Here is a 25,944-nt window from a genome sequence, read left to right on the forward strand (position 1 = left end):
CATTTCAGGGATCGGTGGTGCGGGTGGGTGGGGAGGCTAGGCGGCTGCGGACACGGGGCCGGCGGCGGCCCCCGGGTGTTGCAGCGGGTGGGGGATCGCTCCGGTCAGGGCACCGCGGCGATGCGGATCCGGGATCGGGATGGCCGCGAGCAGTTCGCGGGTGTAGGCATCCTCCGGCTGGTGGAACACCCGCTCGGCGGGGCCGGTCTCGACGATCTGGCCGGCACGCATCACCGCGATCCGATCGGAGAGGTGTCGCACCACCGAGAGGTCGTGGGCGATAAACAGGTACGAGAGACCGTGCTGCTCCTGCAGACGGATCAGCAGGTTGATGACCTGCGCCTGCACCGAGACGTCGAGGGCGGAAACCGGCTCATCGAGCACCAGGATCTCGGGGTTCAGCGCGAGAGCGCGGGCAATACCGATGCGCTGGCGCTGCCCGCCGGAGAACTGTGCCGGACGTCGGCCGAGGACGTCCTCGCCGAGCCCCACATCCGCGAGCAGCTGGACCACGCGGTCGCGATCGTAGCGGCCCATCAGGCGCAGCGGTTCGGCCACGATGTCGTGGGTGGTGAGCCGCGGGTTGAGGGAGGAGTAGGGGTCCTGAAAGACCATCTGCATGCGGTTACGGAGCCGGCGAAGATCCCGACCGCTCAGGGCGTTCGGATCCTGATCCAGAATGCGAATGCTGCCGCGCGTGGGGGCGTTCAATCCAAACAGGGTGCGTACGAGCGTGGACTTTCCCGAGCCAGACTCGCCCACGAGGCCCAGCGTCTCACCTCGGCGCAGGCTGAGGCTCACGCCGTCCACCGCGCGCACCGGTTCTCGGCGGCGGCCCGAACCGCGGAAGGTGACCGCGAGGTCATCCACCGCGAGCACCACGGGGGCATCGGCCGCGACGGGGGTGCGGGTCAGGTGTTCGATCGGGCCGGTGCTGGTGTCACTCATGCGGAGACTCCCTCGGTATCGGTGGCCGGTACGCCGAGAATCGAGCTCAGCAGCATCCGGGTATAGGGGTGTTCGGGGTGATCGAAGATGTCCCACACCGTGCCCTCCTCGACAATCTCGCCGGAGCGCATGATGCAGATTCGATCGGCCACCTGGGCAACGAGACCCAGGTCGTGGGTGATCATCACCAGGGCGGCCCCGGTGTCCCGTCGAGCCTCGGCGAGTACCCGCATGATCTGCGCTTGCACGGTCACATCCAGCGCGGTCGTGGGCTCATCGGCGATCAGCAGGCCGGGGTTGTTGGCGATCGCCATCGCGATCACCGCGCGCTGGCGCATCCCGCCGGACCACTGGTGCGGGTAGGCGCGGGCGCGCTCGGCCGCATCACGGACGCCCACCTGCTCGAGCAGTTCGGCCGCGCGGGCCCGGGAAGCGGTCACCGAGAGTTCGGGCTGATGCACCTTCACGGCTCGGGCCACCTGATTGCCCACCCGCTTGACCGGGTTGAGCGCGGTCATCGGATCCTGGAACACCATGCCGACCCGGCCGCCGCGCAGCACGCGCAGCTCGGCCTCATCGAGACCTGCGACGTCAACGCCGTCCACCAGGATCTGACCCCCGGTGACCTCCACGCCCGGCGGCAGGAGACCCAGCACCGCGAGCATCGAGAGGCTCTTGCCCGAACCTGACTCACCCACGAGGCACAGCACCTCGCCGGGGTTGACGGTGAGGTTCACGCCGTGGACGAGCTCGCGGACGGAGCCGTCCGGGGCGGTGGTGGCGATGCGCAGATCGCGCACCTGCAGAAGCGGGGCGGGGGTGCTCATGCGCGCTTTCCCTTCTTGGCGATGCGGAACAGCGCCGAACCCTCGGCGGTGAATCGCTGGCTGATGAGGTTGGTGCCGATGATCACGAGGAAGATCGCGATACCGGGAACGAGGGCCAGGTGCGGTGCCTGACGAATGTACTTCTGGCCCTCGGAGATCATCAGGCCCCAGCTCGGGGTCGGTGCCTGGACGCCCAGGCCGAGGAAGTCGAACGAGGAGGTGAGGAGCATTACGCCACCGATATCGGTCGAGGCGAGGATCAGGATCTGCACGGCGACGTTGGGCATGATGTGCTTGCGGGCGGTCCACCACCGGCTCGCCCCCTGAATGCGCGGGGCGATCACGAAATCTCGCTCGCGCAGGCTCAGCGCGGTACCGCGGGCGACCCGGGCGTAGCCCACCCAGTAGGTCGCGGCCAGCACGATGATCATGAGCCAGACGCTCGGGCCCAGCGCCGCGGAGAGCGCGATCAGGACGAGGATCACCGGGAGGGCGAGCTGGACGTCCGCCCACCCCATCAGTACGGTGTCGACCTTGCCGCCGAGGTACCCGGCGGAGGTGCCGACCACGAGACCGATCAGGGCGTTGACCGCGACGATCGCCACCACGATACCCAGGGTGATCCGGCCGGCCAGGGCCAGGCGGCTCGCCTCATCCCGGCCGAGGGCATCGGTGCCGAGTGGATGCGACGGATCGACGAACGGTCCGAGCAGCATCTTGTCGAGATTCTGCGTGTAGGCGTCGTAGCCGGGAAGGAGCGGGTACGCGATGCAGAACAGCACCACGAGGCCCACGAGCACGGTACCCACGAGGGGGCCGGTGACCCGGAACCGGCGAACGCGTGCTGCCGGGACGGTGGCGGGGGAAGTGGTTGTGGTCATCAGAACCTCACTCGGGGACGGGGGAAATCAGGAGAGTCGGACACGGGGGTCAACCAGGCCGTAGATCAGGTCAACCAGCAGGTTGGCGACCACAAAGATCACCGCGATGATGATCAGGGCCGACTGCACCACGGGGAAGTCCCGGGAGTACACGGCCCCGAGCATCAGCTGCCCGAGGCCCGGCCAGGCGAACACGTTCTCGACGATGACGAGGCCGCCGAGGAAGGTACCGAGGTTGATGCCGGCCACGGTGAGCACGGGAAGCAGCGCGTTGGGGAGCGTTTCGGTGAGGACCACCGTGCTGTGGCGCTCGCCGCGGGCGTAAGCGGTGCGGGTGTAGTCGGAAACGCTCTGCTCGCTGAGCGCGTTGTCCATGAGCCGCGTGTAGACCACAAACTGTCCGGTCGCGATGGTCAGTACCGGCATGATCATGGCCCGCCAGTCGGCGTTGCCCAGGGAGGGCAGTGCGCCCAGCCAGACGGAGAACACGAGCACCAGCAGGAGGCCAAAGAAGAAGTCGGGGATGGCCTGACGCAGCGATCCGAATCCGAGGAACACGGTGCGCAGCGAACGACGCCCGGTGAGGTGGATACTGACCGCGGCGATCAGCGCCAGTAGCAGGCCCACCGCCAGGCCGGCGAACCCGAGCTGGAAGGAGGCGGGAATCCGCTCGAACACCAGCTGCATCGAGGGGACGCCCGGCTGGCGGTAGGAGTCGCCGAAGTCGCCGTGCAGGACCCCGCCCATGTAGTTGAGGTACTGCTGCCAGATCGGCAGATCGAATCCGAGGCGGTGGTTGAGCGCATCGATCTGCGACTGCGGGGCGTTCTCGGTGAGGAGGATCGCCGCGGGGCTTCCGCTCAGGCGGCCAAACACGAACGTGAGGCTCACCACGATGGCGAGGGTCACGACGGCCTGGATCAGGCGGCGGAGGACGTATCGAGCCATGAGAGCCTTTCGAACGGAGGTGTTGTATACATAGTGCTGTCGGATTGTTTCGAGCACGTCACGTCCTGTTACGGGCCGGTAACAAGATTCTGGGTGGCGGCTTCTGGCGAAAACACCGCACAAATGCGCGGCTTGAGGCGTATTGCAAATCTGATTTGCAGCGCGCATACTGGTGACCAACCCCGCGGATGCCCCCGCATCTTGCTCCGATTCTGTATACAAGGATTGATATGACCACGGTTCTCCTCACCGGTGATGACTGCGCTCGGATCGCCGAATGGCCCGGCCTGATGCGTGCGATGCGCGAGGTGCATCTCGAACACGCCCGTGGAGACGCGGTGCAACCCGTTCCGCGCTCGATCCGCAACCCCGCAGACACCGACGCGGCCCCCGCCCAGATCATCCCGATGACCGGCTACCGTGCCGCCACCGGGAGCTACGTGCTGAAGGCGCTCGCGGATGCCCCGCACAACCGCGAGCGTGGTATTCCGGCGCAGCGCTCGACGGTGGCCCTGTTCTCCGCCGAAACGGGGGAGTGCCGTGCCCTGATTGACGGTGCGGTACTGACCAGGACCCGCACGGCTGCCGTGACGGCGGCCGCCACCGTGGCCCTCGCGCCAGCGGGTGCCTCCATCGTGACCATTGTGGGCGCGGGGGCGCTCGCCCTGGAGCATGCACGAGCCCTGGTGTCTGCGCTGCCGCTGAGTGAGATCAGGTTTTGGTCACGCACTCCGGCTGGGTCGGATGCCGCGGTCGCGACACTGGCCGGCGAGCCCGAGTTTGCGCGGATCGCCCTGAACGCGACCACCGATCTGCGCGCGGCCCTCAACGGTGCGGAGATCGTGTGCACGCTCACACCGGCCCGTGACCCGCTGATCTCTGCGCACATGCTGGGCGAGAACGTGCACGTCAACGCGGTGGGTTCCCCGCCCCGGCCGCTGTTTCGCGAGCTGACCCCGGACGTCTTTGGGCGCGCGGCACTCACCGTGGTGGATGCCCTGCCCATCGCCCTGGCGGAGTCCGGCAATATTCGGGACGCCGTCGCGGCGGGAACCCTTGCCGCGGATGAGCCGCTCGAACTCGGTCACGTCTTGGTCGAGAGTTTTGCGCGACCGCGCGGGCTCACGGTGTTCAACAGCGTTGGGATCGGGCTCCAGGATCTTGCCGCGGCCGAGTACTTCCTCGAGCGTTCCGAGGTGCACGAGGATGGCCTGCAGGTGCAGCTGCGCCCCGTCCGCACTCCCGTATCATGAGCATGACGGCATCGGAGAAGGGGTGGCGATGACACGGGTATCGACCGAGGACTCCCTGGTGGGGGTGCTCTACGCTACCCTGCGGGAGCGCATCATTCTGGGCGAGTATCCGCAGGGAGCGAAGCTTCCCGAGACCACCCTCGCGGCCGATCTCAACGTCTCGCGCGTACCCATTCGTGAGGTGCTGCCGCTGCTTGAGCGCGACGGCCTGATCCGCACCAACCCGAGGCGAAGCGCCGTGGTGCACAGCTGGGATCACGCCTCGGTCACCGACCTGTTCGAGGTGCGTCTCGCACTCGAACCGCTGGCAGCCGAGTATGCGGCTCGGCGCGTAGCGAAGGGGACGGACCCGGCCCCGCTGCACCGGGCGTTTGCCGATGCGGTTGCGGCGATCGAGGCGGGGGAGCCCGGTGCCATTGCGGCCACCAACGCCGACCTTCACCGCGTCATTCTTGACCTCGCCGATAACGAGCTCCTGCGTCAGATGATGCGTCCGGTGCTGGTGCGCATGAACTGGATCTTCTACCTCACCTCGGACCGCGACACCGACGTGCAGTGCTCCGAGCACCGCCACCTCGTCGAGGCCATTGCGGCCGGCGAGGGTGCACTCGCGCGCTTCCTCGCCAGCGCCCACGTTGAGGGCGGTCGCGTCCCCACCTTCGCCGCGCTCGCGGGCACCCTCGGCGAAAACACCGAATAGCCGCGCTTTTGCCTCTGCTTCTGTCTTGCTAGCTCGCGAGACGCGTGGAGATGAGACGGTTGAGCGAAACCTGCTGTTCGGCGGCCTCGATCGCGAGGTTGCGGTGGAGTTCTGGCGCGATGCGCACGAGAAGCTTTCCGGAGTAAGCGCGATCTGAGAGTGGGCTGGGGATGATTTCGCCGGTGAGCTCCATGTCCGTGAGTATCTCCGCGACGAGATGATTGATTCCGGAGAAGGCGTCCCGCGAGGTCTCGGCGAACCAGGAAAGTGAGGGGAACTCGGCCACGGTTCCCAGGAAGCCGTCATCCTCTCTGGACCAACGGACCCGATACGTGTAGTGATCTGCGTGAATCATGCTGATTCCCCCGTCATTTTTGCAATCGCGGCAAGTACCTGCTTCACCTGGTAGGCCTTTGCTCTGCCTCTGATGTTTTGGATGTTTACTCGAGGGTCACCTTGCCAGGGCATCTGATAGACCCGATGCGAGGTGCCGTTCTGTCGAGGTTCGCCAAAATAGTGATCGCAGACCCGTACGAGCTCAGCAAACCTCACGTCTCCCGGGTTCTGCGATATGCGAATGAGGACCTTCTTCATATTGGCCATCATTTATAGTATCGATAGTGATACTAGCACGAGAAGTTCGGTTGTGATGTTTGGGCGTAGCAAAACCCCGCGGAACCGAGGTTCCGCGGGGTTTTCAGTCAGAAGTTGTACTTGTCTAGCGGGCTGCAAGCTCAGGAGAGCCCTACTGAAAAAAGCGTCGCATAGCTGGCGACGCCGTCGATGAAATTCTTCATAAACACCACCACCTTCCGAAATTCGTCTTCGTGAACAAGAGTCATCACCTCGATAAGGATCGAAACTGTTATTGCGCAGATGAACAAAACAACGCTTGCAGTAGAACTTCCGGGAGTAACCCCCCTCAACCTGCAGATCGTATTGAATTATATCGATTAGACGTCAGGGAGTCGTGCTGAATTTATGTCCACACCCCGCTTTCCCGCCATTTGAATTCACAATTCGTTGTCCGCTGAGCTGCTCCTAGCGAGTGATCCGAAATGTTGCTATTTAGGAATTTGTTCTCGGAGTGAGGCGGCAGATTTTCTAGTGTTGCTGGGTTGCCTAACTGAGTATTCAATCGATCATGCTCATTCCGCTCGAGATGGTCGAGTCTTGAGACTCGGCATACAGTGGTCAGAGATATCAGGGACCTCGTCAGATGCAGAAACTACGCGCGCAGGAACAACCGTGCCTGGTAGGCCAATCAAGAATGCGCAACCGAATATTGTTGAGGGCGCAACGCCATTAGTTTGCCGGCTTACGTCTCGTAGCCATGATTCGAGAATACGGTTCGAGGCCTGCCCTATTGCTCCGAGCGCGCATTCTCGAAGATGAATGGTGGATTCGAGGCTAGAACCGTTTTTTGCAGAATCTCGTTCTGGACCGCGTTCTGCCATGCAGTTGAGTTTGAGCCTTCAGTTCCGACCGTTTTTCTGTACGATTCCCTGGACTCTTCAAAAACGATCGTCGGAAAGGCAGGGTTGTCCCGATCGTGAACCCAGCTGTTTCATTTGTATCGCCATGATGCAATCGAAAGATCTGTATATATCACGTTCTTGGAGCACCGAATAGGCCAGAATCTTCGCCCGAAGCCAGCACGAGAAGTTCGGTTGTGATGTTTGGGCGCAGCAAAAACCCCGCGGAACCGAGGTTCCGCGGGGTTTGTTGGTGATCGTAAAGGCTAGAGCGCGTTGTCGTCTGCCTCGGGGGCCCAGTCGCCGGTGGCAAGGTACTGGACCTTCTTGGCGATCGAGACCGCGTGGTCGGCGAAGCGCTCGTGGTAGCGGGAGGCCAGGGTGGCGTCCACCGTTGCGGTGGCCTCACCCTTCCAGGAGTCTCCCAGAACCTTCTCGAACACGGCGACGTGCAGGTCGTCGACGCGGTCGTCATCGGTAAGGATCTCCTCGGCGATGTCGACGTCCTGGTTGCGCAGCATCTCGGTGAGCTTGCGCGAGATCTCGACGTCCAGTCGGCCCATCTCGGCGAAGGTCGAGCGCAGGCCCTTGGGTACCGCGCGCTCCGGGAAGCGGTAGCGGGCGAGCTGAGCGATGTGCTCGGCCATGTCTCCCATGCGCTCGAGCGAGGCGGAGATGCGCAGGGCCGAGACGACGGTGCGCAGGTCGCGGGCGACCGGCTGCTGGCGGGCAAGAATGTTGATGGCCAGTTCGTCCAGGGCGCGAGTCAGCACGTCGATTCGGGTGTCGTTCTCGATCACGCCCTCGGCGATGGCAACATCCGACTCGTTGAAGGCGCGCACGGCGTTTTCAATCGAGATCGTCACGAGCTCGGAGATGGCGATCAGGCGATCCTGAACCTCTCGTAGCTCCTGCTGGAATACCTGACGCATGCTTCTCCTCGTGTGAACGGGTGTGTGGTGCGGGCCACAGGTTTGGGCAGCACCGCATTAGAATGCCTGGTCAAGGTTAACAGTTGGTGCCGATTCCGTAAACGCGACACTAAAACCCCTGGTTGGGATGGTTGACGTTGGGTGACCAGGGGTCTCGCACCCTAGTCTATGTGTATGCCCTCAACCCTGTTGGTGACTTCCGCTCTTGTCCTCGGCCTCGTCCTTGGCGCAGGGTTTACGCTTCTATTCTTCGTAGCCGCGCAGCGGGGCCGCCGCGTCGCTGCCGTCGCGGCACCGCGGGTTCCCGAGGGCGTGTCGCAGGTTCTCGACGCGATCGAGAACGCGGGCGTTGTGGTCGATCCCTCCGGCAACGTGGTCAAGGCCTCGAATGCGGCGTTCACCCTGGGGCTCGTTCGTGACGGGCAGGTTACCCATGAGGAACTGAACGCCCTCGCCAGCGTTGTGCGCGATACCGGGCTGCCCACCACCCGTGAGTTTGCCCTGCGGCCGGAACAGTTTGGCGAGTTGGACCGCCACGTCCTCGCCCGCGGTGCCCGGCTCGGCACCCGCTACGTGCTGATCCTGGTGGAGGACCAGACCGAGCGCATGCGCCTCGACGAGGTGCGCCGCGACTTCATCGCGAACATCAGCCACGAACTGAAGACCCCGATCGGCGCGATCGCGCTGCTCGCTGACGCCCTCGATCCCGCCGCCGATGATCCCGCCCGCGTGCGCTCCTTCGCCGCGCGTCTGGACGTCGAGGCCGAACGCCTCACCAAGATCACCGCGGACATCATCAACCTCTCGCGGCTGCAGTCGGCCGAGGCGATCGGTAAGCCGGCGCTGGTCAACATGGCCGAGGTCGTGCGCGATGCCGTGGAGCAGAACCGCGTCGTGGCCGAATCCCACGGCGTGGAGGTTGTCTCACGGACGGTGCCGGACGCGATCGTGATCGGCGACAAGGCGCTGCTCGTGGTGGCTGTCCACAACCTCGTCAATAACGCGATCGCGTACTCCCCGGATGCCACCCGCGTGGGTGTGGGGCTCGTGGCGCGCGACGGAATCATCGAGGTCTCCGTGACCGACCAGGGCCCCGGCATCGCCGAGGAGGAGCGCGAGCGCGTGTTCGAGCGCTTCTTCCGGGTGGATCAGGCGCGTTCGCGCACCACCGGCGGCTCGGGCCTCGGGCTCTCCATCGTGAAGCACACTGCCCAGAATCACGGCGGCGAGGTGCGCGTATGGTCGCGCGTGGGCCACGGATCCACATTCACCATCAGACTTCCCGAGGCCGCACCGGACGCTCGGGCACAGATCGAAACCACATCCCTGGAGGAAAAGTAATGGCTCGCATCCTGGTTGTTGAGGACGAAGCATCGCTCAGCGAACCGCTCGTGTATCTGCTCGAGCGTGAGGGGCACACCGTGTCTCTCGCCGAGAATGGAACGGACGCCCTGGCGAAGTTCCACACCGATAACCCCGAGGCAATCCTGCTCGACCTCATGCTACCGGGAATCTCCGGCACCGAGGTGTGCCGCCAGATTCGCCAGCTATCCACGGTGCCGATCATCATGGTGACCGCCAAGGACGACGAGGTTGACGTGGTGGTGGGTCTCGAGCTCGGCGCCGACGACTACGTCACCAAGCCCTATAAGAGCCGTGAGCTGCTCGCGCGCATCCGTGCGGTGCTGCGCCGCCGCGGTGAGGAGGAGGGCGATGATCTCGACGACACCGTGCTGCGCGCCGGCAACGTCGTGATGGATCTCAACCGCCACACTGTCGAGGTAGACGGCAGTGCCGTGGCCATGCCGCTCAAGGAGTTTGAGCTGCTCGAAATGCTGATGCGCAACACTGGCCGGGTCCTCACCCGCGGTCAGCTCATCGACCGCGTGTGGGGCAGCGACTACTTCGGCGACACCAAGACCCTCGACGTGCACATCAAGCGCATCCGCTCGCGCATCGAGGCCGTACCCTCCGAGCCCAAGATGCTGCTGACCGTGCGCGGTCTCGGCTACCGCCTCGAGGGCTAGCAGAGCCCGCTCTTCCCATCGCCCGGCGGCCTCGTGCCTCCGGGCGATGCTGTGTTTAGCGCGGGTCTTCGGGCGCGGGGCGTCGCAGCCAGATCAGGCCGGCACGGGCGTCCCGGCTCGGAATCGTCTCAAATCCGAGGGTGCGATAGAGCGCGAGCGCCCCCTCCCGCCACTCCCACACCGAGAGCACGGCGGGGTCGGTGACCTCGGCGAGTGCCCGCTCGAGAAGTGCGCGACCGGTGCCGCCGCGAAACCGCGGGTCGACCCAGAGGCGCTTGATTTCGGTCTCCGTGCTCGCGTCCCCTGCCCCACGCTGGTGCAGGATCACGATCCCCACCGCGGCACCCGCCCTCTGTGCCAGCAGAATGCGGGCGTTCGCGAACGCGGCAGCGGGATCGGTGACTTCCGGAAGATATTTTTGTGGCAGCCCGGTATCCGATCGGTGTTCGCGCGCGTCACCGATGCCGTGGGCGTGCTTTTCCCGCTCCGTCTGCTCCAGATAGGCGCGGAGAAGCGCGCCAATCGCCGATGTATCGCTGCCGTTTTCGGCGGCGAAGCGGATACTGATCGATTCGTTCAGGGGATCATGACTCCTTCGATAATGCAAAAACCGGACCCCACCGGGCGAGAGCCGCGGTGTGATCCGGTTGAGCGTGTAACCGCCGGTTAGTTTCCGGTGGAGGGGGACACCGACGGAATCGGGGTCGGGGTCAGGGTCTTGTACTCCTGGAAGGCGAAGTCATCGGCGGAGTCGAGCACGGGCACGCGAGCCTCGGCACCGGTCTCGGTGCCGTACTGGAAGACCGTGGCGGCGTCGGCACCGGCCGGGGTCGTGAAGCCGGGCAGGGTGATTCCGGGGTTGCCGTTAGCGCCGAAGGCGGTGGGGCCCGAGGCGGCGACCTCGACGGAAACGCGGCCGCCGGGGTACTCAACGGTGAGGGTCTGTGCGGAGTCGCCGGTGTTAACGACGGTCATTGCGAGGACGCCCTCCTTGCCCGGGAAGGAGATGACGAGGGCGTTGCGAACCTCGAGGGTGCCCACATTGGCCGATACGCCATCGCTGGCGTCATAGTGCTTCAGGGTGGCCTGCGGTGCGATGAGGTTGCAGCCGGCGGTGCCGACAAGAACGGTTGCCGCGAGTACGACAGAGCTGATGAGACGCGCCTTCACTGGTCCTCCAAGAACACGATGGGCGGTAAACACGCGGAATTGCGCGGTTACACGGATTGGACCGTACAAGTCTAGCGTGTGGCACAGGGTGTGTTGAACGCGCAGATAATAACGCATCTTCACTGTGCTAAACTGAAAAACGCTGAAGGGACACCATTTCATGATTTTTGAGGTTGGCGAGACCGTCGTTTACCCCCACCACGGGGCTGCTCTTATTACCGAGGTTAAGACTCGGATGATCAAGGGCGTCGAAAAAACCTATCTGAAGCTCCGGGTCACCCAGGGCGACCTCGTAATCGAGGTGCCGGCAGACAATGTCGACCTCGTTGGGGTACGAGATGTTATTGGCAAGGAGGGCCTCGAGCGCGTGTTCGAGGTGCTGCGTGCACCGTTTACCGAGGAGCCCACCAACTGGTCCCGTCGGTACAAGGCAAACCTTGAGAAGCTCGCCTCGGGCGACGTCATTAAGGTGAGCGAGGTTGTTCGCGACCTCTGGCGTCGTGACCAGGACCGCGGCCTCTCCGCCGGTGAGAAGCGCATGCTGGCGAAGGCTCGCCAGATCCTGATCTCCGAGCTGGCCCTGGCCGAGAAGACCGACGAGGACAAGGCCTCGCTGGTTCTCGACGAGGTACTGGCTTCCTAGAGGTATTGGCTTCTTAGGGTCTAGTTACCGAAGCCGCGGGGTACCCCCGGGTTTTACACTTCATAACGGGCGGATGCTGATGCATCCGCCCGTTTTGTGTTTGTCTGGCGGCGCGACCTGTACGCTCGATACATGAGTGTGAACCCCGCCGTAGCCGTGATCGTTGTTGCCGCCGGAAGCGGCACCCGCCTGGGCGGGGACATCCCCAAGGCCTTCCGAGAACTCGCCGGTGCGCCGATTCTTGAGCACGCGCTGCGCGGCGTGTTTGGCATGCGTCGTGAGGCTCAGGTCGTGGTGGTGGCTCCCGAGGCCTTCCGCGGGGATGCCGAGCTGATCCTCGGTCACGTGGCCGGTGCCGCGAGCGAATACGCGTCCGTCGTCGTGGGCGGGGCGACGCGGCAGGCCTCCGTGGCCGCCGGAATCGCGACCCTCGCCGAGTCGGTCCGAATCGTCTTGGTGCACGACGCGGCCCGCGCGCTGACCCCCTCGCGTCAGTTTGATGACGTGGTCGACTCGGTTGCGGCCGGCGGCCGGGGCATCGTGCCCGGCCTCGCGGTGGCGGACACCATCAAGCGCGTGGATGGCGACGAGCGCATCGTCGAGACCGTGGATCGCGATGAACTGCGCGCGATGCAGACCCCGCAGGGTTTCCCGCGGCACGCCCTCGCCCAGGGCTATGCGGATGCCGAGGAGGAGTACACCGACGATGCCGCGCTGTTTGCGGCTACCGGCGGTTCCGTCGCGGTGATTCCGGGCGATGCCCGCGCGTTCAAGATCACCACCCCCTGGGATCTCAACCGTGCCGAGCAGCTGCTGCGCCCCGAGGGTGGGGAGCGCATCCGGGTGGGCGTCGGGGTGGACGTACACGCCTATGACGATCACGCCGAGCTGTGGCTCGCGGGCCTGCACTGGCCGGGTGAGGCTGGGCTCGCCGGGCACTCGGATGGCGACGCCGTGGCCCACGCCATCACTGACGCCCTGCTCGGTGCCGCCGGGCTCGGCGACATCGGCACGATGTTTGGCACCGACGACCCCCGCTTCGCCCAGGCCCGCGGCGAGGTATTCCTCATTGCCACCCGGGAACGCCTGATTCAGGCGGGATTCGCGATCGAGAACGTCTCGGTGCAGATCATCGGCAACACCCCGCGCTTCACCCCGCGCCGCACCGAGGCCGAGGCCACGCTGAGCGGCCTGCTGGGTGCCCCGGTGAGCCTCTCAGCCACCACGACCGACCGCCTGGGCTTCGCCGGCCGCGGTGAGGGGCTGACCGCGATCGCGACCGCCGCGCTGCGTCAGCGTCACTAGACCCCTCGAATAACAAAAATGCCGGGCCCCGTGGGGCCCGGCACTTTTGTGGGTAAAACCTAACCCATCGTGTTGACGATGAGGCCGATGTGGGTGAAGAAGTTCATCGCGCCGAAGAGCACAAACGCGATACCGGCGAGACCCCAGACGATGCCCACGATCTTCTCAACGACGCTCGGCACGGTCGTGGTGGAGAAGGTCTTGAGGGCGAACGGGAAGAGCACGGCGCCGAGGCCGACCAGGGCGAACAGGCCGGACATGAAGATGGCCTCGACCATGGGGTACTCGGCGAAGGCGCCGGAGATGGGCTCCTCCGGCGGTGCGGCGAACAGCTGGAAGATCACGCCGGCAAACGCGATGCCGAACAGAGCGAGGCCGAGACCCACGATGAAGATGCCGAGCGGGCGCGACACCTTGGCCACGTAGGCGGCGGGGTCCGCGGCGTCGCGGATCGCGGTGCCGCGCTTCCAGAGGAACAGCGAGGCGGCGAGCAGCAGTACGCCGAGGCCGAGGCTCGTCTCGCCGAAGATGATGTTGTCGAAGGGGAAGTACTTCGCAAACGGCCAGGTGAGGGTCATGTGCATGCCGGTGGCGGTGAGGATGAAGCCGAGCACGCCGGCGGAGAGCGCCCAGCCCTCGGCGACGAACGCCTCGTTCTTCTTGCGCAGCTCGCGGGCGAGCAGCACGAGCAGCAGGAGCCCGGCACCGGCGGCGATCGACATGATCGTGTTGTAGGTGGGCATCTGGGTCCAGTCAATGACCAGGCCCTGGGTTTTGAGGAGGGGCATGATTGCCTTTCTATGCATGTGTATATGCTGTGTATACGGAAGTATAGACCCGGTAATCCGGGATGCCTATACCCACGAAGCGGGTAGCCTGAGAGGATGACAACCCCGACCACGCAGGAGCGTCGCGAGCAGATGATTGCAGCGGCCGCGACGCTGCTGATCGCCGAGGGGCCGCGGGCGATCACGCACCGCAGGGTGGCCGAGACCGCGGGGATTCCGGCCGGGTCCGCCAACTACCTGTTCCCTACTCGGCGTGAGCTGTACGCCGCGGCGGTTACCTCCGCCGAGGGCGTGCGCACCGCGGCCGCGACGGCCGTGGCGCAGGCCCTGCCCCGCGTCGATCGGGGGCCCGAGGACACCGCGCTCCTGCTACTTGAAACCTGGTATGCCCCGCACACCGATCCGGATCTCGTGCGCATCCGGCTCCAGCCGATGCTGGAGGCCGGCGCCGATCCCGAGCTGCGCGAGATCATGACCGCCTCGCGGCCGAGCCTGCTCGCCGCCCTCGACACCGTGCTGGATCGCTCGGGCTTCGGCGGTGCCGGCGAAACCGAGCTGATCGCGCAGATGCTCGATGCGAGCCTGCTGTACGCGGTGGGCACCGGGGCCGCGGATCCCCGCGCGCAGGCGGCGGCCCAGGTTGCGCGCCTCCTCGTTCTCCTGCGCCGTGCCTCCCGCGATGCCGGGAGCGCGACCGAAAACATCCGGTAAACGCGGTTTTTGGCAAAAAATAGGGGCTAACGAGCCGATTTCTCGTGTCACACACCGGGCGCGGCGCGCCGTGAGGGCCCGTCCCGAGTATTCTTAGAGGCGTGGCCCTGCACCTGTATGACTCCAAAACCCAAGACCTGCGCGAATTTACCCCGATTATTCCGGGCCAGGTAGGACTCTACGTTTGTGGACCCACCGTGCAGTCCTCCCCGCATATCGGGCACCTGCGCTCGGCCCTGGTCTACGATCAGCTGCGCCGCTGGCTCGACCACTCGGGCTACCGCGTCACCCTCGTACGCAACGTCACGGACATCGATGACAAGGTGCTGCTGAACGCCACCGAGGAGGAGCCCTGGTGGGCGCTCGCCTACCGGATGGAGCTCGAATTCACCGAGGGTTACCGCGCACTCGGCGTGCTGGCCCCGACCTATGAGCCCCGCGCCACCGCGAGCATCCAGCAGATGCAGCAGATCATCGCCACGCTGATTGAGCGCGGTCACGCCTACCCGGCGACCGATGGTTCGGGCGACGTCTACTTCGACGTGCGCAGCTGGCCCCGCTACGGCGAGCTCACCCGTCAGAGCATCGACGCGATGGAGGACGCCACCGACGCCGACCCCCGCGGTAAGAACGATCCGCGCGACTTCGCCCTCTGGAAGGGCCGCAAGGAGGGCGAGCCCTCCTCCGCCGTGTGGGACAGCCCCTGGGGTGCCGGTCGCCCCGGCTGGCACATCGAGTGCTCGGCCATGTCGAGCCGCTACCTGGGCGAGAACTTCGACATCCACGGCGGCGGGCTCGACCTGCGCTTCCCGCACCACGAAAACGAGGTGGCGCAGTCCACCGCGGCCGGTCACGGCTTCGCGAACTACTGGGTGCACAACGGCCTGGTGAACGTGGGCGGCCAGAAGATGTCAAAGTCGCTCGGCAACTCGCTGTTTGCCGCCGACCTCCTGGCCCAGGCGCGCCCGCTCGTGCTGCGCTACTTCCTCGGCCAGGCCCACTACCGTTCCACGATCGATTTCCACGATGGTGCCCTCGCCGAGGCTGAGGCCGCACTGGACCGGATCGAAAGCTTCCTCGAACGCACCGAGCGTCGCCTCGCTGACACCCGGTATGCCGGCACCCAGGCCGAGGAGCTTCCCGCCGAGTTTGTCGCCGCGATGGACGATGATCTCGCGATCCCGCAGGCCCTCGCGGTCCTGCACGACACGATTCGTGGCGGCAACGCCGCGATCGACGGAGACGACCTTGCGGCCGCAGCCGCCGCCTTCGGACAGGTCATCGCGATGACCAACGTCCTCGGCATCAACCCACTTTCGGCAACCTGGCAGCAGGCCGGCGACGGGGCGGCACAGTCCGCACTCGCGCCGCTTGTCGACCGGCTGCTGGGGCATCGCGAACAGGCCCGGGCCAGCCGGGACTTCGCCACCGCAGACCAAATTCGTGATGACCTCCAGGCTGCGGGTATCACGATTGACGACACCCCCACCGGGGCACATTGGAGTATTGATGGCTAACAACAACAGCAACGGGCGCCCCGGCGCCATTCGCAAAGCCAAGAAGGGCCCGAGCAAGGGCACCGGTGGCCTCGGCCGCAAGTCCCTCGAGGGCAAGGGTCCGACCCCCAAGGCCGAGGACCGCACCTACCACGTCGCCGGTAAGCGCAAGATCGCTCGCGAGCGCCTTGACGCGGCCCGTGGCGGCCGTGGACCGGCTCAGTCGCGTGGCGGAGACCAGCCGTCTTCCGCACCGCAGCAGCGTCGCCCGAAGCAGCGCACCGCGGATGAGGCCGAGGTTGTCACCGGTCGTAACGCCGTCCTTGAGGCGCTGCGCGCGAAGATCCCCGCGACCACCCTGTACATCGCCTCGCGCATCGAGTACGACGAGCGCGTCAAGGAGATCGTGACCATCGCCACCACCCGTGGCATCCCGATCCTCGAGGTCATGCGTCCGGAGCTCGACCGCATGGTGAGCTTCGACTCGGTGCACCAGGGCCTCGCGCTCAAGGTGCCGCCGTACCGCTACGAGCACCCCGAAGACCTGCTGCAGAAGACCATCTCGCGCGCCCAGGTGCCGCTGATCGTCGCGCTCGACGGCATCACCGACCCGCGTAACCTCGGTGCGATCCTGCGCTCGACCGCCGCCTTTGGTGGTCACGGGGTGATCGTTCCGCAGCGTCGCTCGGTGGGCATGACCGCCTCGGCCTGGCGTACCTCCGCCGGTGCCGCGGCCCGCACCCCCGTGGCGATGGCCGCAAACCTCACCCAGACCATCAAGGCCTATAAGGCCGCCGGTGTCTTCGTGATCGGTCTCGACGGTGGCGGCGACACCATGCTGCCGGGTCTCGAACTGGCCGACCGTCCGCTGCTGATCGTGGTGGGGAGCGAGGGCAAGGGCCTGTCGCGCCTCGTCACCGAGGCCTGCGACGCGATCGTCTCGATCCCGATCTCGGCCGCTACCGAGTCGCTCAACGCGGGTATCGCCGCCTCGGTGACCCTGTACGAGATCTCGCGCCTGCGTGCCGAGGGCAAGTCCGCCAAGTAACGTTCACCCTCGAATCACAAGAACCCCGCTCGGGCAACCGGGCGGGGTTCTTGTTTTGCGCGTTCCTAGTGGAAATGGCGTAATTGATAATGGACGGGTGAATCAAATAGATAATGTATGTTGCCTATGCGTGGCTCATCACGACTCACCATTCATACGCCAAGATGATTTCTAGCGATTTCAAAAAACTAGACGTTATGTAAATTCAAAAGGCGATCAAAATGTCTGTAAAACCTGTAGGCGCGTTTGCGCTGGTCTCACTCCGAAAGATTTGGGATGAACGAACACGATCTGGTGTTGATCTCACTTCGAAATTCTTGCGGCTTGGATCAGTTGACGACAAAACGTTAACGGAAGTTCAGCATCTTCAGTTGCTAGGCCGTTCGCTCAGACTTGAGATTAAGCGACTGCAAAAGAACCAGCAGCCATACATTCACTTGCGGCAGCAGGAGCGAAGAAACAAGGAGGAGCTCTCAAAAGCAATTGATCATTACCTCGTTGCTGTTCAGACTCGGCTAAACCAAGGAATCGACCCTCTACGAGTTGAAAAAGGCCCAATGGTTGGTTCCCCAACGGCAAAGCAGTCCTTCGTCTTGATGGCGGAGACTTACGACCTATCTGTCTTTATTGCGCGCATTGTGAACGCAGAGTTGAGATCGGCGTTTTCGCTCTATTCTCGAAGCCGACACGAGATCACATCCGCGCTCGTACAGACATTGCGAGGTAATTGGAATATGCGCATTGTACGGACTGACATTCAGTCATTCTACGAATCTGTAGAGCACAAAGGGCTCTTCGCTAAGTTGGATGGCAACCGCAAGCTTTCCCCGGTGACCCGCAATTGGATCCGCCAGATGTTTGATTCATATTCAACTATTCCAGGGGTTGCTGCTGGCAGGGGACTTCCTCGTGGAATTGGAATGAGCGCAGCCCTATCCGAGATCTATATGAAAGCGTTTGACCAAACGATCGCGTCAGACACTGATTGCGTCTTTTATGGTCGGTATGTGGACGATATTGTGGTGGTCTATTCAACGAGCACTGCCTCGCGCCCCAAAGAAAACTATCGATTGAACTACCTTAAGTCTGCTCTTGAAAGTCTCCGTCTCACTCAGACGACGGACACAACTAAGAACGATGAGGGACCCAAGGATTCCAACAGCTTTAGGTTTAATTACCTCGGATATGAGTTCAAACTCGTGAGTTCAAAAGAACCGCAGGTGATACCTGGGGTTTCTGTAGACCTTTCGCCTGAGAGGTTCAGAAAAATTCGAAAACGGTTGGATCTGTCATTTGACCTGTATCGATCTGGCATTCCGATCAGTGCAATTCAACTTGAACGTCGTATTCGTTTGCTCACGCGAAATCAAAAGTTACATGGAGCGAAGTCTCGCGTGTATTCAGGATTGAAATCTGCGAACCCTCTTCTCACTACAAATAAACAAATTCGATCGCTCGATAATCATTTGATCAAAAAAATTAGAGGAATCGCCGTGAATGACCCTGATCTTGCCACCCGGCTCGAAAAGCTTACATTTGAGAGCGGATACCAACGCTCTCTGACCACGCATTTCTCGACTCGCGAGTTGGCTGAGTTGACTAGTGCCTGGAGGAATCAGGGTGCATAAGAAGAAAATACAAGTTTCAAAAGCCGCACACAGAGTGCTGCTGACGGAACTCTTGCCGTTTGAGCTCGCTCCAAATATCGATAGCCGCGGTTTCTTTGAGCTCATCAGTCGAACTGGAGCGAAAGTCACTAAGGAAAACACTTCTTGGACAAGACGTCAGTCCGATTCGCCCAGTACTGCTGACGACCTGCTAGTTCAGATAATTGTCGGAACGCACGAGCACGACATAAAGCTCGAAGGGAAGACATTCGAAATCCTGCCCACTTCCTCTTCCACTTCTTCTTCCAAAACAGTTCACGGAAGCTGGAGACATCCACTCACATTTCTCGTCGATCGACCTGACGGGCAATATCGAGCTCTAACAATTCCACATCCTAAAGACCAGTTAGCAAGTGTCGAGTTTCTAGAGAATTACTCGGACGCAATTGTTCACCAAGCCAGGAAATCTAAGTTTTCGTTGCGTGCGCCCGTAGCTAAATCGCAGTTCGTCTACGTCGATGATAAGACATTCACTCGTTCTCAAACGGATCGTACCCATGGGATAGAACTCAGCCACGAAGGTTACATTTCGTTTGTCTCATTCTTCCGATACAGTAGCTTTTCAAATATCAACAAATTCTTCGCATCCGCTGACCTGCATTCCTTAGAGACTAAATATCGTCACCAAAGACGACTCGACATCACTCGATGCTTCGAGAGTATCTATACCCACTCAGTCGACTGGGCGTTTCGAGGCCGGGCTGCAAGCAAGAACTTCATGAGTGACGCCACGTTGGGGAACGATTTCGATTCTCTTCTGCGGAATGCAAATAACGGTCAAACCAACGGAATTCTGATTGGTTCGGAACTGAGTCGCGTTTTTGCAGAGTTGATACTTCAACGAGTGGACCGAACTGTAGAAAAGAACCTTGAAAATCGAGGGTTGAAGTTTTCAGAAGGCTACGTGGTTGCACGCTATGTTGATGACTACTTCATTTTCTCGCATAGTTTAGAAGTCCAAGATGAGATTCAGCATGTTTTGGAAATTGAACTGGGACAGTACAACTTGCGGTTCAATAAGGCGAAGCAGCAGGATCTTGTTTCAATGTCACGGTCAATGATCCACTATGCGAAACTTCAGATTGCTAAAGATTTAACCAAATATTTGAAGAAGGCTCGATCCTTTGTCGAGGGTGAGAATGGAAACGGTTCGACACCGAAAGTCAAGCGGGCGATTACTTCTTTCAAGCGTGCCATCAGCGTTTACGGAGTTGACGCCGCTCGAACTACCGGATACGCGCTTTCAATCATTGAGCGAAAATCCGCTTCTATAATAAAACGGATTGATCTAAGAGATCGGGCAGGCCAGGAGCGGGCGGCTGCTGCACTGTCTGACATATGCACACTAGCGCATGCTATCTACGCAAGCTCCCCGTCGGTCTCTGCAGCAGTGCGTTTGTCGAGAGTGATGATTAGAGCAGTTGAGTCTGCACAGAAAATGCCTATCGATGTGCAAAATGTCGTCCTGGCGAATATTGATCGAGTATGTCGGCAAGTCATTGGAGCGGCTACCGCTGTCGGAAAACATCGACGGAGTGTAGAAACTCAGTATCTGCTTTTGGTTCATGCACGACTTGGATCGGCGTATATCTTCACGAGCGATGAGCTATCTTCGATTCTGAGGTTAGATCCAGAAGTCGGTGGCGATGATCCAGACTATTTCGACATAATCGCGTCGTTGACGTATATGCAACGTCGAAAGCGATTTGAGGAACTGAGAATTGAAGTTTGCAAAATAGTAACTGGACGTATTGCGGAGCTGGAACTTCGCGCCGCAGAACGTGCAATGCTCCTGGCTGATGTGATCGCTTGCCGACACATACCTTCAGAACAAAGAGCACAATGGTTAGCGCAAGAATTTCAAGACTTGAATGCAAGCCAAATCTCGACTGCCATTGCGCAATGGCCCAAGAGAGTCTTCACTTCGTGGGCCGGATTCGACCTTGATCGGGCGTTACATCGAAAGCAAGCACTAGAGGTATACTGATAGCACGTTATGCGGAAGTAATATACACACCTGCGTAGAATCGGCGGATTCTTACTGTCGATGTGGTGAGGAAGTGCCGCTAATTCCTCTCGAAGCTGCGAACACATGAGCTGTTGTGTGAACAACAACTTCATACAAAAGAAATGCGCTCCTATTTGATGAAGCCAGTTTCTTAGCAGACAAAACACCCGCCGGGCAACCGGGCGGGTGTTTTGCTTTTTACCTCAGTACGTGCCTAGACCAGGTCGCGCCAGTCGGTGGTGGTGTCTTCGTCACCGTCATCCACCGCGTCGAGCGGCAGGTCGAGGGCCTCGGTGGGCGGGGCGATGACGGTGGCCTCGTCGCGGCGGTGACGCAGCACGTCGTTGATGTACGAGCTGAGTGCCTCGGCCAGCGGCACGTCGGCGTCGCGGGCCTCGGAGAGCCGGTAGCGGTGCTCGAGCAGCTGGTGGAAGACCTCCGCGGGCTCGAGCTTTCCCTTGAGCTCACGCGGGATGGCCTTCACGACCGGCTCGAAGACGCGAATCAGCCACTCGTGGGCCACGACCTCCTCGTCGATGTCCTGCTTGCCATTGGCGGCGATGTAGGAGTCGAGGTCGTTGAGCAGGCGGCGGGCCTGGTTCTCGCCGGTGTCGAGGCCGGTGAGGCGCAGCAGGCGGCGCTGGTGGTGCCCGGCATCCACCACCTTGGGCTGGATGCGCACGGTCGTGCCGCCCTCGGCGGTTTTGATCGCGAGCTCCTCGATGTCGAAGCCGAGGTCGTTGAGGCGCTCCACGCGGGAGCGGATCCGCCAGCGCTCGTGCGAGGAGAACGATTCCGAGCCGGTCAGCTCGGTCCAGAGCTGACGGTAGGCGGCGACGATTCCGTTGGAGAGCTCCACCGGATCGAGATCCTCATCGGCACGGCCGCCGGCGGCGAGGTCCATGAGCTCGCCGGCGATGTTGACGCGGGCGATCTCGAGGTCGTTTTCGCGCTGGCCGCGGGAGAGCCCGCCCGGGTAGAGCTTGCCGGTCTCGGCATCCACCAGGTAGGCGGCAAAGGCTCCGGCGTCGCGACGGAACAGGGTGTTGGAGAGCGAGACGTCTCCCCAGAAGAAGCCGACGATGTGCAGGCGCACCAGGAGTACCGCGAGGGCATCCACGAGACGCGTGGCGGTGTCCGGGCGCAGCTGCTGCGAGAACAGCGCGCGGTAGGGCAGCGAGAAGCGCAGGTGCCGGGTCACGAGTACCGAGGGCAGCTCGTCGCCGCTCTCGGTGCCGCGGCCGGTGATCACCGCGAGGGGATCCACGCAGGGGATGTCCAGACGCTGCAGGGTGCGCAGCATGTCGTACTCGCCGCGCGCCATCTCGGCGGTGGTTTCCTTCACGGCCACCACGTAGCCGGAGAGGTTGGCGAAGCGCACCAGGTGGCGCGAAATACCCTTGGGCAGCGAGGCAATGCTCTCGCTCGGCCAGTCTGCTAGGGGGAGTTCCCAGGGCAGATCCAGCAGTGCCGGATCCGCGGTGGCCGAGGTGATGTTTAGCGAGCCGCTCATGCGTTCCCTCTCTTTTCCGGTTACCCGGGATAACACTTCGGCCCACACCGAGGGTGTGGGCCGAAGCTAAACAAACTCTTTACCGAGAGTACCTGGGTTACAGGGAAACCGGCTTCGACAGGCGCAGACCCGACTCGACGTCGAAGACGTGCAGGTGGTTCGGCAGAACCTCCAGGCGCACGGTCTCGCCGGCGTAGGGGTGGATGCGGCCGTCAACGCGGGCCACCAGGTCGGTGCGGACGCCGTTGATGTCTGCGTGACCGTAGAGGTAACCGTCTGCACCGAGCTCCTCAACGAGGTCAACGGTCACGGCCAGGCCGGCGTTGGGGTCCTCGGTGACGCGGATGTCCTCGGGGCGCACACCGATGGTGGCGGTAGCGGCGGAGGTCTGGGCGATGGTCTCGCGCTCAACCGGAACGATGGACTGACCGAACTGCACGCCGCCATCTGCCAGGCCGACCTGGAGCAGGTTCATGGCGGGGGAGCCGATGAAGCCGGCGACGAAGACGTTCTCGGGACGCTCGTACAGGTCGCGCGGGGTTCCGACCTGCTGGAGCAGGCCGTCCTTCAGCACGGCGATACGGTCACCCATGGTGAGCGCCTCGGTCTGGTCGTGGGTCACGTAGACGGTGGTGACGCCCAGGCGACGCTGCAGCGACGCGATCTGGGTACGGGTCTGGACGCGGAGCTTGGCGTCGAGGTTCGACAGCGGCTCATCCATGAGGAATACCTGGGGCTGACGCACGATGGCGCGACCCATGGCCACACGCTGACGCTGACCACCCGAGAGGGCCTTGGGCTTGCGGGTCAGGTAGTCCTCGAGGTCGAGCAGCTTGGCGGCCTCGAGCACGCGGGCGGCGCGCTCATCCTTGCTGACACCGGCGATCTTCAGGGCGAAGCCCATGTTCTCGGCCACGGTCATGTGCGGGTACAGCGCGTAGTTCTGGAAGACCATGGCGATGTCACGGTCCTTCGGCGGGATGTCGGTGACATCGCGGTCGCCGATGAGGATGCGGCCGTCGTTGACCTCTTCGAGGCCGGCGAGCATGCGCAGGGAGGTGGACTTTCCACAACCGGACGGGCCAACCAGAACGAGGAATTCGCCGTCAGCGACCTCGAGGTTCAGCTTGTCAACGGCGGCGCGGGTGCCTCCGGGGTACATACGAGTTGCGTTATCAAAAGTGACCGAAGCCATTTTCTCTTCTCCTTCACCGGCAGGTACGTGCCGGACGATCCGTTGTGATGGAACTCCGCCATTTTCATTGCGGAGTGTGACGACGATGTCACGATTGCCAGTATGGCACGCCCGGGACGCGTTTCGAAACGCTTTCACGGAGAAAGAGAAAATGTGCCTCGAACTGGCGGTGTTTGGGGTATTTTCAGGACCACTGGGTAGACTCGGGGTTTGCGTGCCGCGGCACCCGAAGCGTATTTGCACGAAGCGAGGATGAATGACAACCGAGGCTGACCCGCAGTCACCCCAGAACCGATCGGTCCGACAGGCCGCGCGAGAGCGCGCCACCGAGCTGCGTAGCGCGCAGCGACGAAAGGACTTCCTCGGCCGTGCGCTCCTCATCGGTGCCGGTGTGATCGTTGTCGCCGCCATCGTGGTGGGCGTGGTGATGTCCTTCCGGACCACCGAGCCCTCGGCCACCACCACCCCGGAAAACATGATCAGCGGCGGCATCGTCGTGGGCAAGGACTTCGTGGCCGTGCGCTCGGAGTCCACCCCGATTTCCGACCCGGCGGTACCCACCGCGATCGACCCGGCCGTGCCGAACATTCGCATCTACGCCGACTACATCGGTGCCGATATGGGCACCTTCCAGAAGGCCAACGGCGAACTACTGAGCACCCTGGTGAAGGACGGCGCGATCACCGTGGAGTACCACCCGATCGCCCCGCTCGCCGCGAAGTCTGCCGGTAGCCAGTACTCGGTGCGGGCCGCAAACGCCGCCGCCTGTGTCGCAAACTACTCGCCCGACACCTTCTTCGCCTTCAACGAGGCACTGTACAAGGATCAGCCCACCGAGGGCACCACCGGTCGCAGCGATGACGACCTGGTCGCGCTGGCGAAGTCGGTCAAGGTTGCCGAGGCCCCCGCGGTTGAGGAGTGCATCACCAAGCAGACCTATAAGAGCTGGGTGAACACCGTGACCGATCGTGCAATGAACGAGAAGGTGCCGAACTCCAAGCTCGACAAGATCGTGACCATGCCCACCGTGCTGGTCAACGACAAGGTGTACACCGGCGAGCTCACCAGCACCAAGGAGTTCCGCGCGTTCGTGCTGTCGGTCGCGAGTGAGGCCCAGAACAAGGCCAGCGCAAGCCCGTCGCCGTCGACCTCGCCGGACGCCCCCGCGGGCGATGCTCCCGAGGGCGAGGCCCCGGCCGGTGACGCACCCACCGGTGACGCCCCCGCTCAGTAACCCACGCCACGTCGCGTTGCTGTTCCCGCTGCGGGATCGCGTGCTCTACACTGGTTGAGTGCGTGATCCGCACCCGCCGTTTTAGCTCAGTTGGCAGAGCGCCGCACTTGTAATGCGAAGGTCGCGAGTTCGATTCTCGCAAACGGCTCCATCAAAAGCCCGGTCGGGGCGCATGAGATGCGAACCTGGCCGGGTTTTTGCTTGTGTGGGCCGCTGTGCGCTGCGGCCTGCGTGCCGCGTCCTGGGGCTAGCGCCTCAGCCGTGCGCGTAGGCGGTGATACCAGCGCCAGGGTGGGAGCGGTCTGCCCTCCAGGGCAAGTGCAAAGATCCATGCGGGAATCTCATAGCCGAGTTCCCGTCCCGTAATCACGTAGATCTGGGCCATGAGGACGCGCTCGTCGTGAGTGGGCGGTACGTGGTTTATCGCGAAAAACTGGTCAGCGGTCATGGGTTTCTTCCTCCTTGCTTCCATGCTCCTGGACGGGATGAGGCATCACAATGTTCTTGTCCTCGTCGTGTCCGCGATTGACGGGCGTGCGGAGAATGGAGCCCATTGTGGCGTTGAGTAAATCTCGACCGTGTTTTCCGCCCAGCGGAGATGAGCTGAGCATGATGAGCATGTTCAACGCGGCCGTTCCTTCCGCCGCATTCAGTCGGCCAAAATAGTGGGTGAGGGCCCATTCGGTGCGCCGCCACCAGATATCTTCGCGCTGCTTTTTCCGAGTGATGAATACTGTGATCATCGCGGCGGCGCTGGCGGCAACCCCGGCGAATCCCGTACTGGGAGCCCACTGCGTCAGCCCATCCCACAGCTCGACAAACGGGGCCGCGGTGTGTGGATGGAGTTCACTCATACGGGGACAATATCCTCGCGCGAGCAGCATTGGTTCATGTCGATCGCAACTGTGTAAGGCGCGATCACGGAGTGCGGCTCTGGAAAACCGAGCGGGCTCAACGCAGGCGAAAGCGGCACCCCGAGTTTGTCGTTCCAAAAAACTTTTGCGGGGCTATGGACACGGGCCGCAAATGGGGTATGTTGATGACGTGAACATACCTCCGGATGGCCGGGGGCACCCACGCTCACGATGGGGAAACCGCGATCGTGATACCGCCAATGAGGGCGGTAATTGGTGTGCCCGGGGATGAATGATCGCACCCGCATCACGTTTCGTCAT

Annotated in this window: 24 protein-coding genes and 1 tRNA gene; 13 read left to right on the plus strand and 12 right to left on the minus strand. The window is 62.6% G+C overall.

Annotated elements, in window-relative coordinates; translation table 11 throughout:
- Positions 1-36: 36 nt before the first annotated feature.
- Genes D9V32_RS02825 through D9V32_RS02840 form a run of 4 tightly spaced genes read right to left on the minus strand, consistent with a single transcriptional unit; the run spans position 37 to position 3,604 of the window.
- On the minus strand, positions 37-948 hold the full coding sequence (locus tag D9V32_RS02825; RefSeq protein ID WP_121647382.1) for an ATP-binding cassette domain-containing protein: 912 nt from the start codon (positions 946-948) through the stop codon (positions 37-39).
- A complete protein-coding gene (locus D9V32_RS02830; protein ID WP_121647383.1) occupies positions 945-1,775 on the minus strand; it encodes an ABC transporter ATP-binding protein in 831 nt (276 codons plus the stop codon). Before D9V32_RS02830 ends, D9V32_RS02825 begins: the two co-directional genes overlap by 4 nt.
- Complete coding sequence (locus D9V32_RS02835; protein WP_121647384.1) at positions 1,772-2,656, minus strand: ABC transporter permease; 885 nt, start codon at positions 2,654-2,656, stop codon at positions 1,772-1,774. Before D9V32_RS02835 ends, D9V32_RS02830 begins: the two co-directional genes overlap by 4 nt.
- Before the next feature lie 27 nt (positions 2,657-2,683).
- The gene (locus D9V32_RS02840) at positions 2,684-3,604 is read right to left on the minus strand and encodes an ABC transporter permease (RefSeq protein WP_183086147.1); all 921 of its coding nucleotides are present in this window, start codon (positions 3,602-3,604) and stop codon (positions 2,684-2,686) included.
- 230 nt (positions 3,605-3,834) lie between these two features.
- Between D9V32_RS02840 and D9V32_RS02845 the strand changes: the two genes are divergently transcribed.
- Positions 3,835-4,857, plus strand: a complete 1,023-nt coding sequence (locus D9V32_RS02845) for an ornithine cyclodeaminase family protein (protein WP_183086148.1) — start codon at positions 3,835-3,837, stop codon at positions 4,855-4,857.
- 28 nt (positions 4,858-4,885) lie between these two features.
- Positions 4,886-5,557: a GntR family transcriptional regulator gene (locus tag D9V32_RS02850; protein ID WP_183086149.1), complete on the plus strand. Its 672-nt coding sequence runs from the start codon at positions 4,886-4,888 to the stop codon at positions 5,555-5,557.
- A 28-nt stretch (positions 5,558-5,585) separates the two neighbouring features.
- On the opposite strand, the gene D9V32_RS02855 is transcribed toward D9V32_RS02850, so the two are convergent.
- Together D9V32_RS02855 and phoU are read right to left on the minus strand one after the other, a co-directional pair.
- On the minus strand, positions 5,586-5,912 hold the full coding sequence (locus tag D9V32_RS02855) for a type II toxin-antitoxin system HicB family antitoxin (protein WP_121647388.1): 327 nt from the start codon (positions 5,910-5,912) through the stop codon (positions 5,586-5,588).
- Positions 5,913-7,298: 1,386 nt separating this feature from the next.
- Positions 7,299-7,964: a phosphate signaling complex protein PhoU gene (gene phoU / locus D9V32_RS02865; protein ID WP_121647389.1), complete on the minus strand. Its 666-nt coding sequence runs from the start codon at positions 7,962-7,964 to the stop codon at positions 7,299-7,301.
- 192 nt (positions 7,965-8,156) lie between these two features.
- Here phoU and D9V32_RS02870 point away from each other — a divergent pair, with 192 nt between their 5' ends.
- Both D9V32_RS02870 and D9V32_RS02875 read left to right on the plus strand, forming a co-directional pair.
- A complete protein-coding gene (locus D9V32_RS02870) occupies positions 8,157-9,305 on the plus strand; it encodes a sensor histidine kinase (RefSeq protein WP_342772563.1) in 1,149 nt (382 codons plus the stop codon).
- A complete protein-coding gene (locus D9V32_RS02875) occupies positions 9,305-9,991 on the plus strand; it encodes a response regulator transcription factor (RefSeq protein WP_121647391.1) in 687 nt (228 codons plus the stop codon). Before D9V32_RS02870 ends, D9V32_RS02875 begins: the two co-directional genes overlap by 1 nt.
- 55 nt (positions 9,992-10,046) lie before the next feature.
- Here D9V32_RS02875 and D9V32_RS02880 read toward each other — a convergent pair whose 3' ends face one another.
- Together D9V32_RS02880 and D9V32_RS02885 are read right to left on the minus strand one after the other, a co-directional pair.
- Complete coding sequence (locus tag D9V32_RS02880; RefSeq protein ID WP_183086150.1) at positions 10,047-10,598, minus strand: GNAT family N-acetyltransferase; 552 nt, start codon at positions 10,596-10,598, stop codon at positions 10,047-10,049.
- Positions 10,599-10,657: 59 nt separating this feature from the next.
- A complete protein-coding gene (locus D9V32_RS02885; RefSeq protein ID WP_121647393.1) occupies positions 10,658-11,161 on the minus strand; it encodes a hypothetical protein in 504 nt (167 codons plus the stop codon).
- A 160-nt stretch (positions 11,162-11,321) separates the two neighbouring features.
- Between D9V32_RS02885 and D9V32_RS02890 the strand changes: the two genes are divergently transcribed.
- The gene (locus D9V32_RS02890; RefSeq protein ID WP_121647394.1) at positions 11,322-11,804 is read left to right on the plus strand and encodes a CarD family transcriptional regulator; all 483 of its coding nucleotides are present in this window, start codon (positions 11,322-11,324) and stop codon (positions 11,802-11,804) included.
- A 132-nt stretch (positions 11,805-11,936) separates the two neighbouring features.
- The gene (ispD, locus tag D9V32_RS02895; RefSeq protein WP_121647556.1) at positions 11,937-13,109 is read left to right on the plus strand and encodes a 2-C-methyl-D-erythritol 4-phosphate cytidylyltransferase; all 1,173 of its coding nucleotides are present in this window, start codon (positions 11,937-11,939) and stop codon (positions 13,107-13,109) included.
- A gap of 59 nt (positions 13,110-13,168) precedes the next feature.
- Here ispD and D9V32_RS02900 read toward each other — a convergent pair whose 3' ends face one another.
- Positions 13,169-13,897 (minus strand): DUF981 family protein, encoded by a 729-nt coding sequence (locus tag D9V32_RS02900; RefSeq protein WP_183086151.1) that lies wholly within the window; start codon positions 13,895-13,897, stop codon positions 13,169-13,171.
- Positions 13,898-13,993: 96 nt separating this feature from the next.
- Between D9V32_RS02900 and D9V32_RS02905 the strand changes: the two genes are divergently transcribed.
- The 5 genes from D9V32_RS02905 to drt3b all read left to right on the plus strand — a co-directional run bounded on the left by D9V32_RS02905 (position 13,994) and on the right by drt3b (position 20,806).
- A complete protein-coding gene (locus tag D9V32_RS02905; protein ID WP_121647396.1) occupies positions 13,994-14,608 on the plus strand; it encodes a TetR/AcrR family transcriptional regulator in 615 nt (204 codons plus the stop codon).
- 101 nt (positions 14,609-14,709) lie between these two features.
- Entirely contained in the window at positions 14,710-16,125 is a 1,416-nt protein-coding gene (gene cysS / locus D9V32_RS02910; protein ID WP_121647397.1) for a cysteine--tRNA ligase, read from the plus strand.
- On the plus strand, positions 16,118-17,152 hold the full coding sequence (rlmB, locus tag D9V32_RS02915; protein WP_121647398.1) for a 23S rRNA (guanosine(2251)-2'-O)-methyltransferase RlmB: 1,035 nt from the start codon (positions 16,118-16,120) through the stop codon (positions 17,150-17,152). Before cysS ends, rlmB begins: the two co-directional genes overlap by 8 nt.
- Positions 17,153-17,373: 221 nt before the next feature.
- Positions 17,374-18,780 (plus strand): antiviral reverse transcriptase Drt3a, encoded by a 1,407-nt coding sequence (drt3a, locus tag D9V32_RS02920; protein WP_121647399.1) that lies wholly within the window; start codon positions 17,374-17,376, stop codon positions 18,778-18,780.
- Complete coding sequence (gene drt3b / locus D9V32_RS02925; RefSeq protein WP_183086152.1) at positions 18,773-20,806, plus strand: antiviral reverse transcriptase Drt3b; 2,034 nt, start codon at positions 18,773-18,775, stop codon at positions 20,804-20,806. The genes drt3a and drt3b overlap by 8 nt, the downstream gene beginning before the upstream one ends.
- Before the next feature lie 235 nt (positions 20,807-21,041).
- On the opposite strand, the gene D9V32_RS02930 is transcribed toward drt3b, so the two are convergent.
- Together D9V32_RS02930 and D9V32_RS02935 are read right to left on the minus strand one after the other, a co-directional pair.
- Positions 21,042-22,340: a DUF4032 domain-containing protein gene (locus D9V32_RS02930; protein WP_121647401.1), complete on the minus strand. Its 1,299-nt coding sequence runs from the start codon at positions 22,338-22,340 to the stop codon at positions 21,042-21,044.
- A gap of 97 nt (positions 22,341-22,437) precedes the next feature.
- Positions 22,438-23,535 (minus strand): ABC transporter ATP-binding protein, encoded by a 1,098-nt coding sequence (locus D9V32_RS02935; RefSeq protein ID WP_121647402.1) that lies wholly within the window; start codon positions 23,533-23,535, stop codon positions 22,438-22,440.
- A gap of 256 nt (positions 23,536-23,791) precedes the next feature.
- Here D9V32_RS02935 and D9V32_RS02940 point away from each other — a divergent pair, with 256 nt between their 5' ends.
- Together D9V32_RS02940 and D9V32_RS02945 are read left to right on the plus strand one after the other, a co-directional pair.
- Positions 23,792-24,769, plus strand: a complete 978-nt coding sequence (locus tag D9V32_RS02940; protein ID WP_121647403.1) for a DsbA family protein — start codon at positions 23,792-23,794, stop codon at positions 24,767-24,769.
- A gap of 75 nt (positions 24,770-24,844) precedes the next feature.
- Positions 24,845-24,920 (plus strand) — tRNA-Thr (locus D9V32_RS02945).
- Between the two features lie 286 nt (positions 24,921-25,206).
- On the opposite strand, the gene D9V32_RS02955 is transcribed toward D9V32_RS02945, so the two are convergent.
- Positions 25,207-25,623, minus strand: a complete 417-nt coding sequence (locus tag D9V32_RS02955; RefSeq protein WP_121647405.1) for a hypothetical protein — start codon at positions 25,621-25,623, stop codon at positions 25,207-25,209.
- Positions 25,624-25,944 lie beyond the last annotated feature (321 nt).

The organism is Mycetocola tolaasinivorans (genome assembly GCF_003667565.1).
GTDB lineage: Bacteria > Actinomycetota > Actinomycetes > Actinomycetales > Microbacteriaceae > Mycetocola > Mycetocola tolaasinivorans.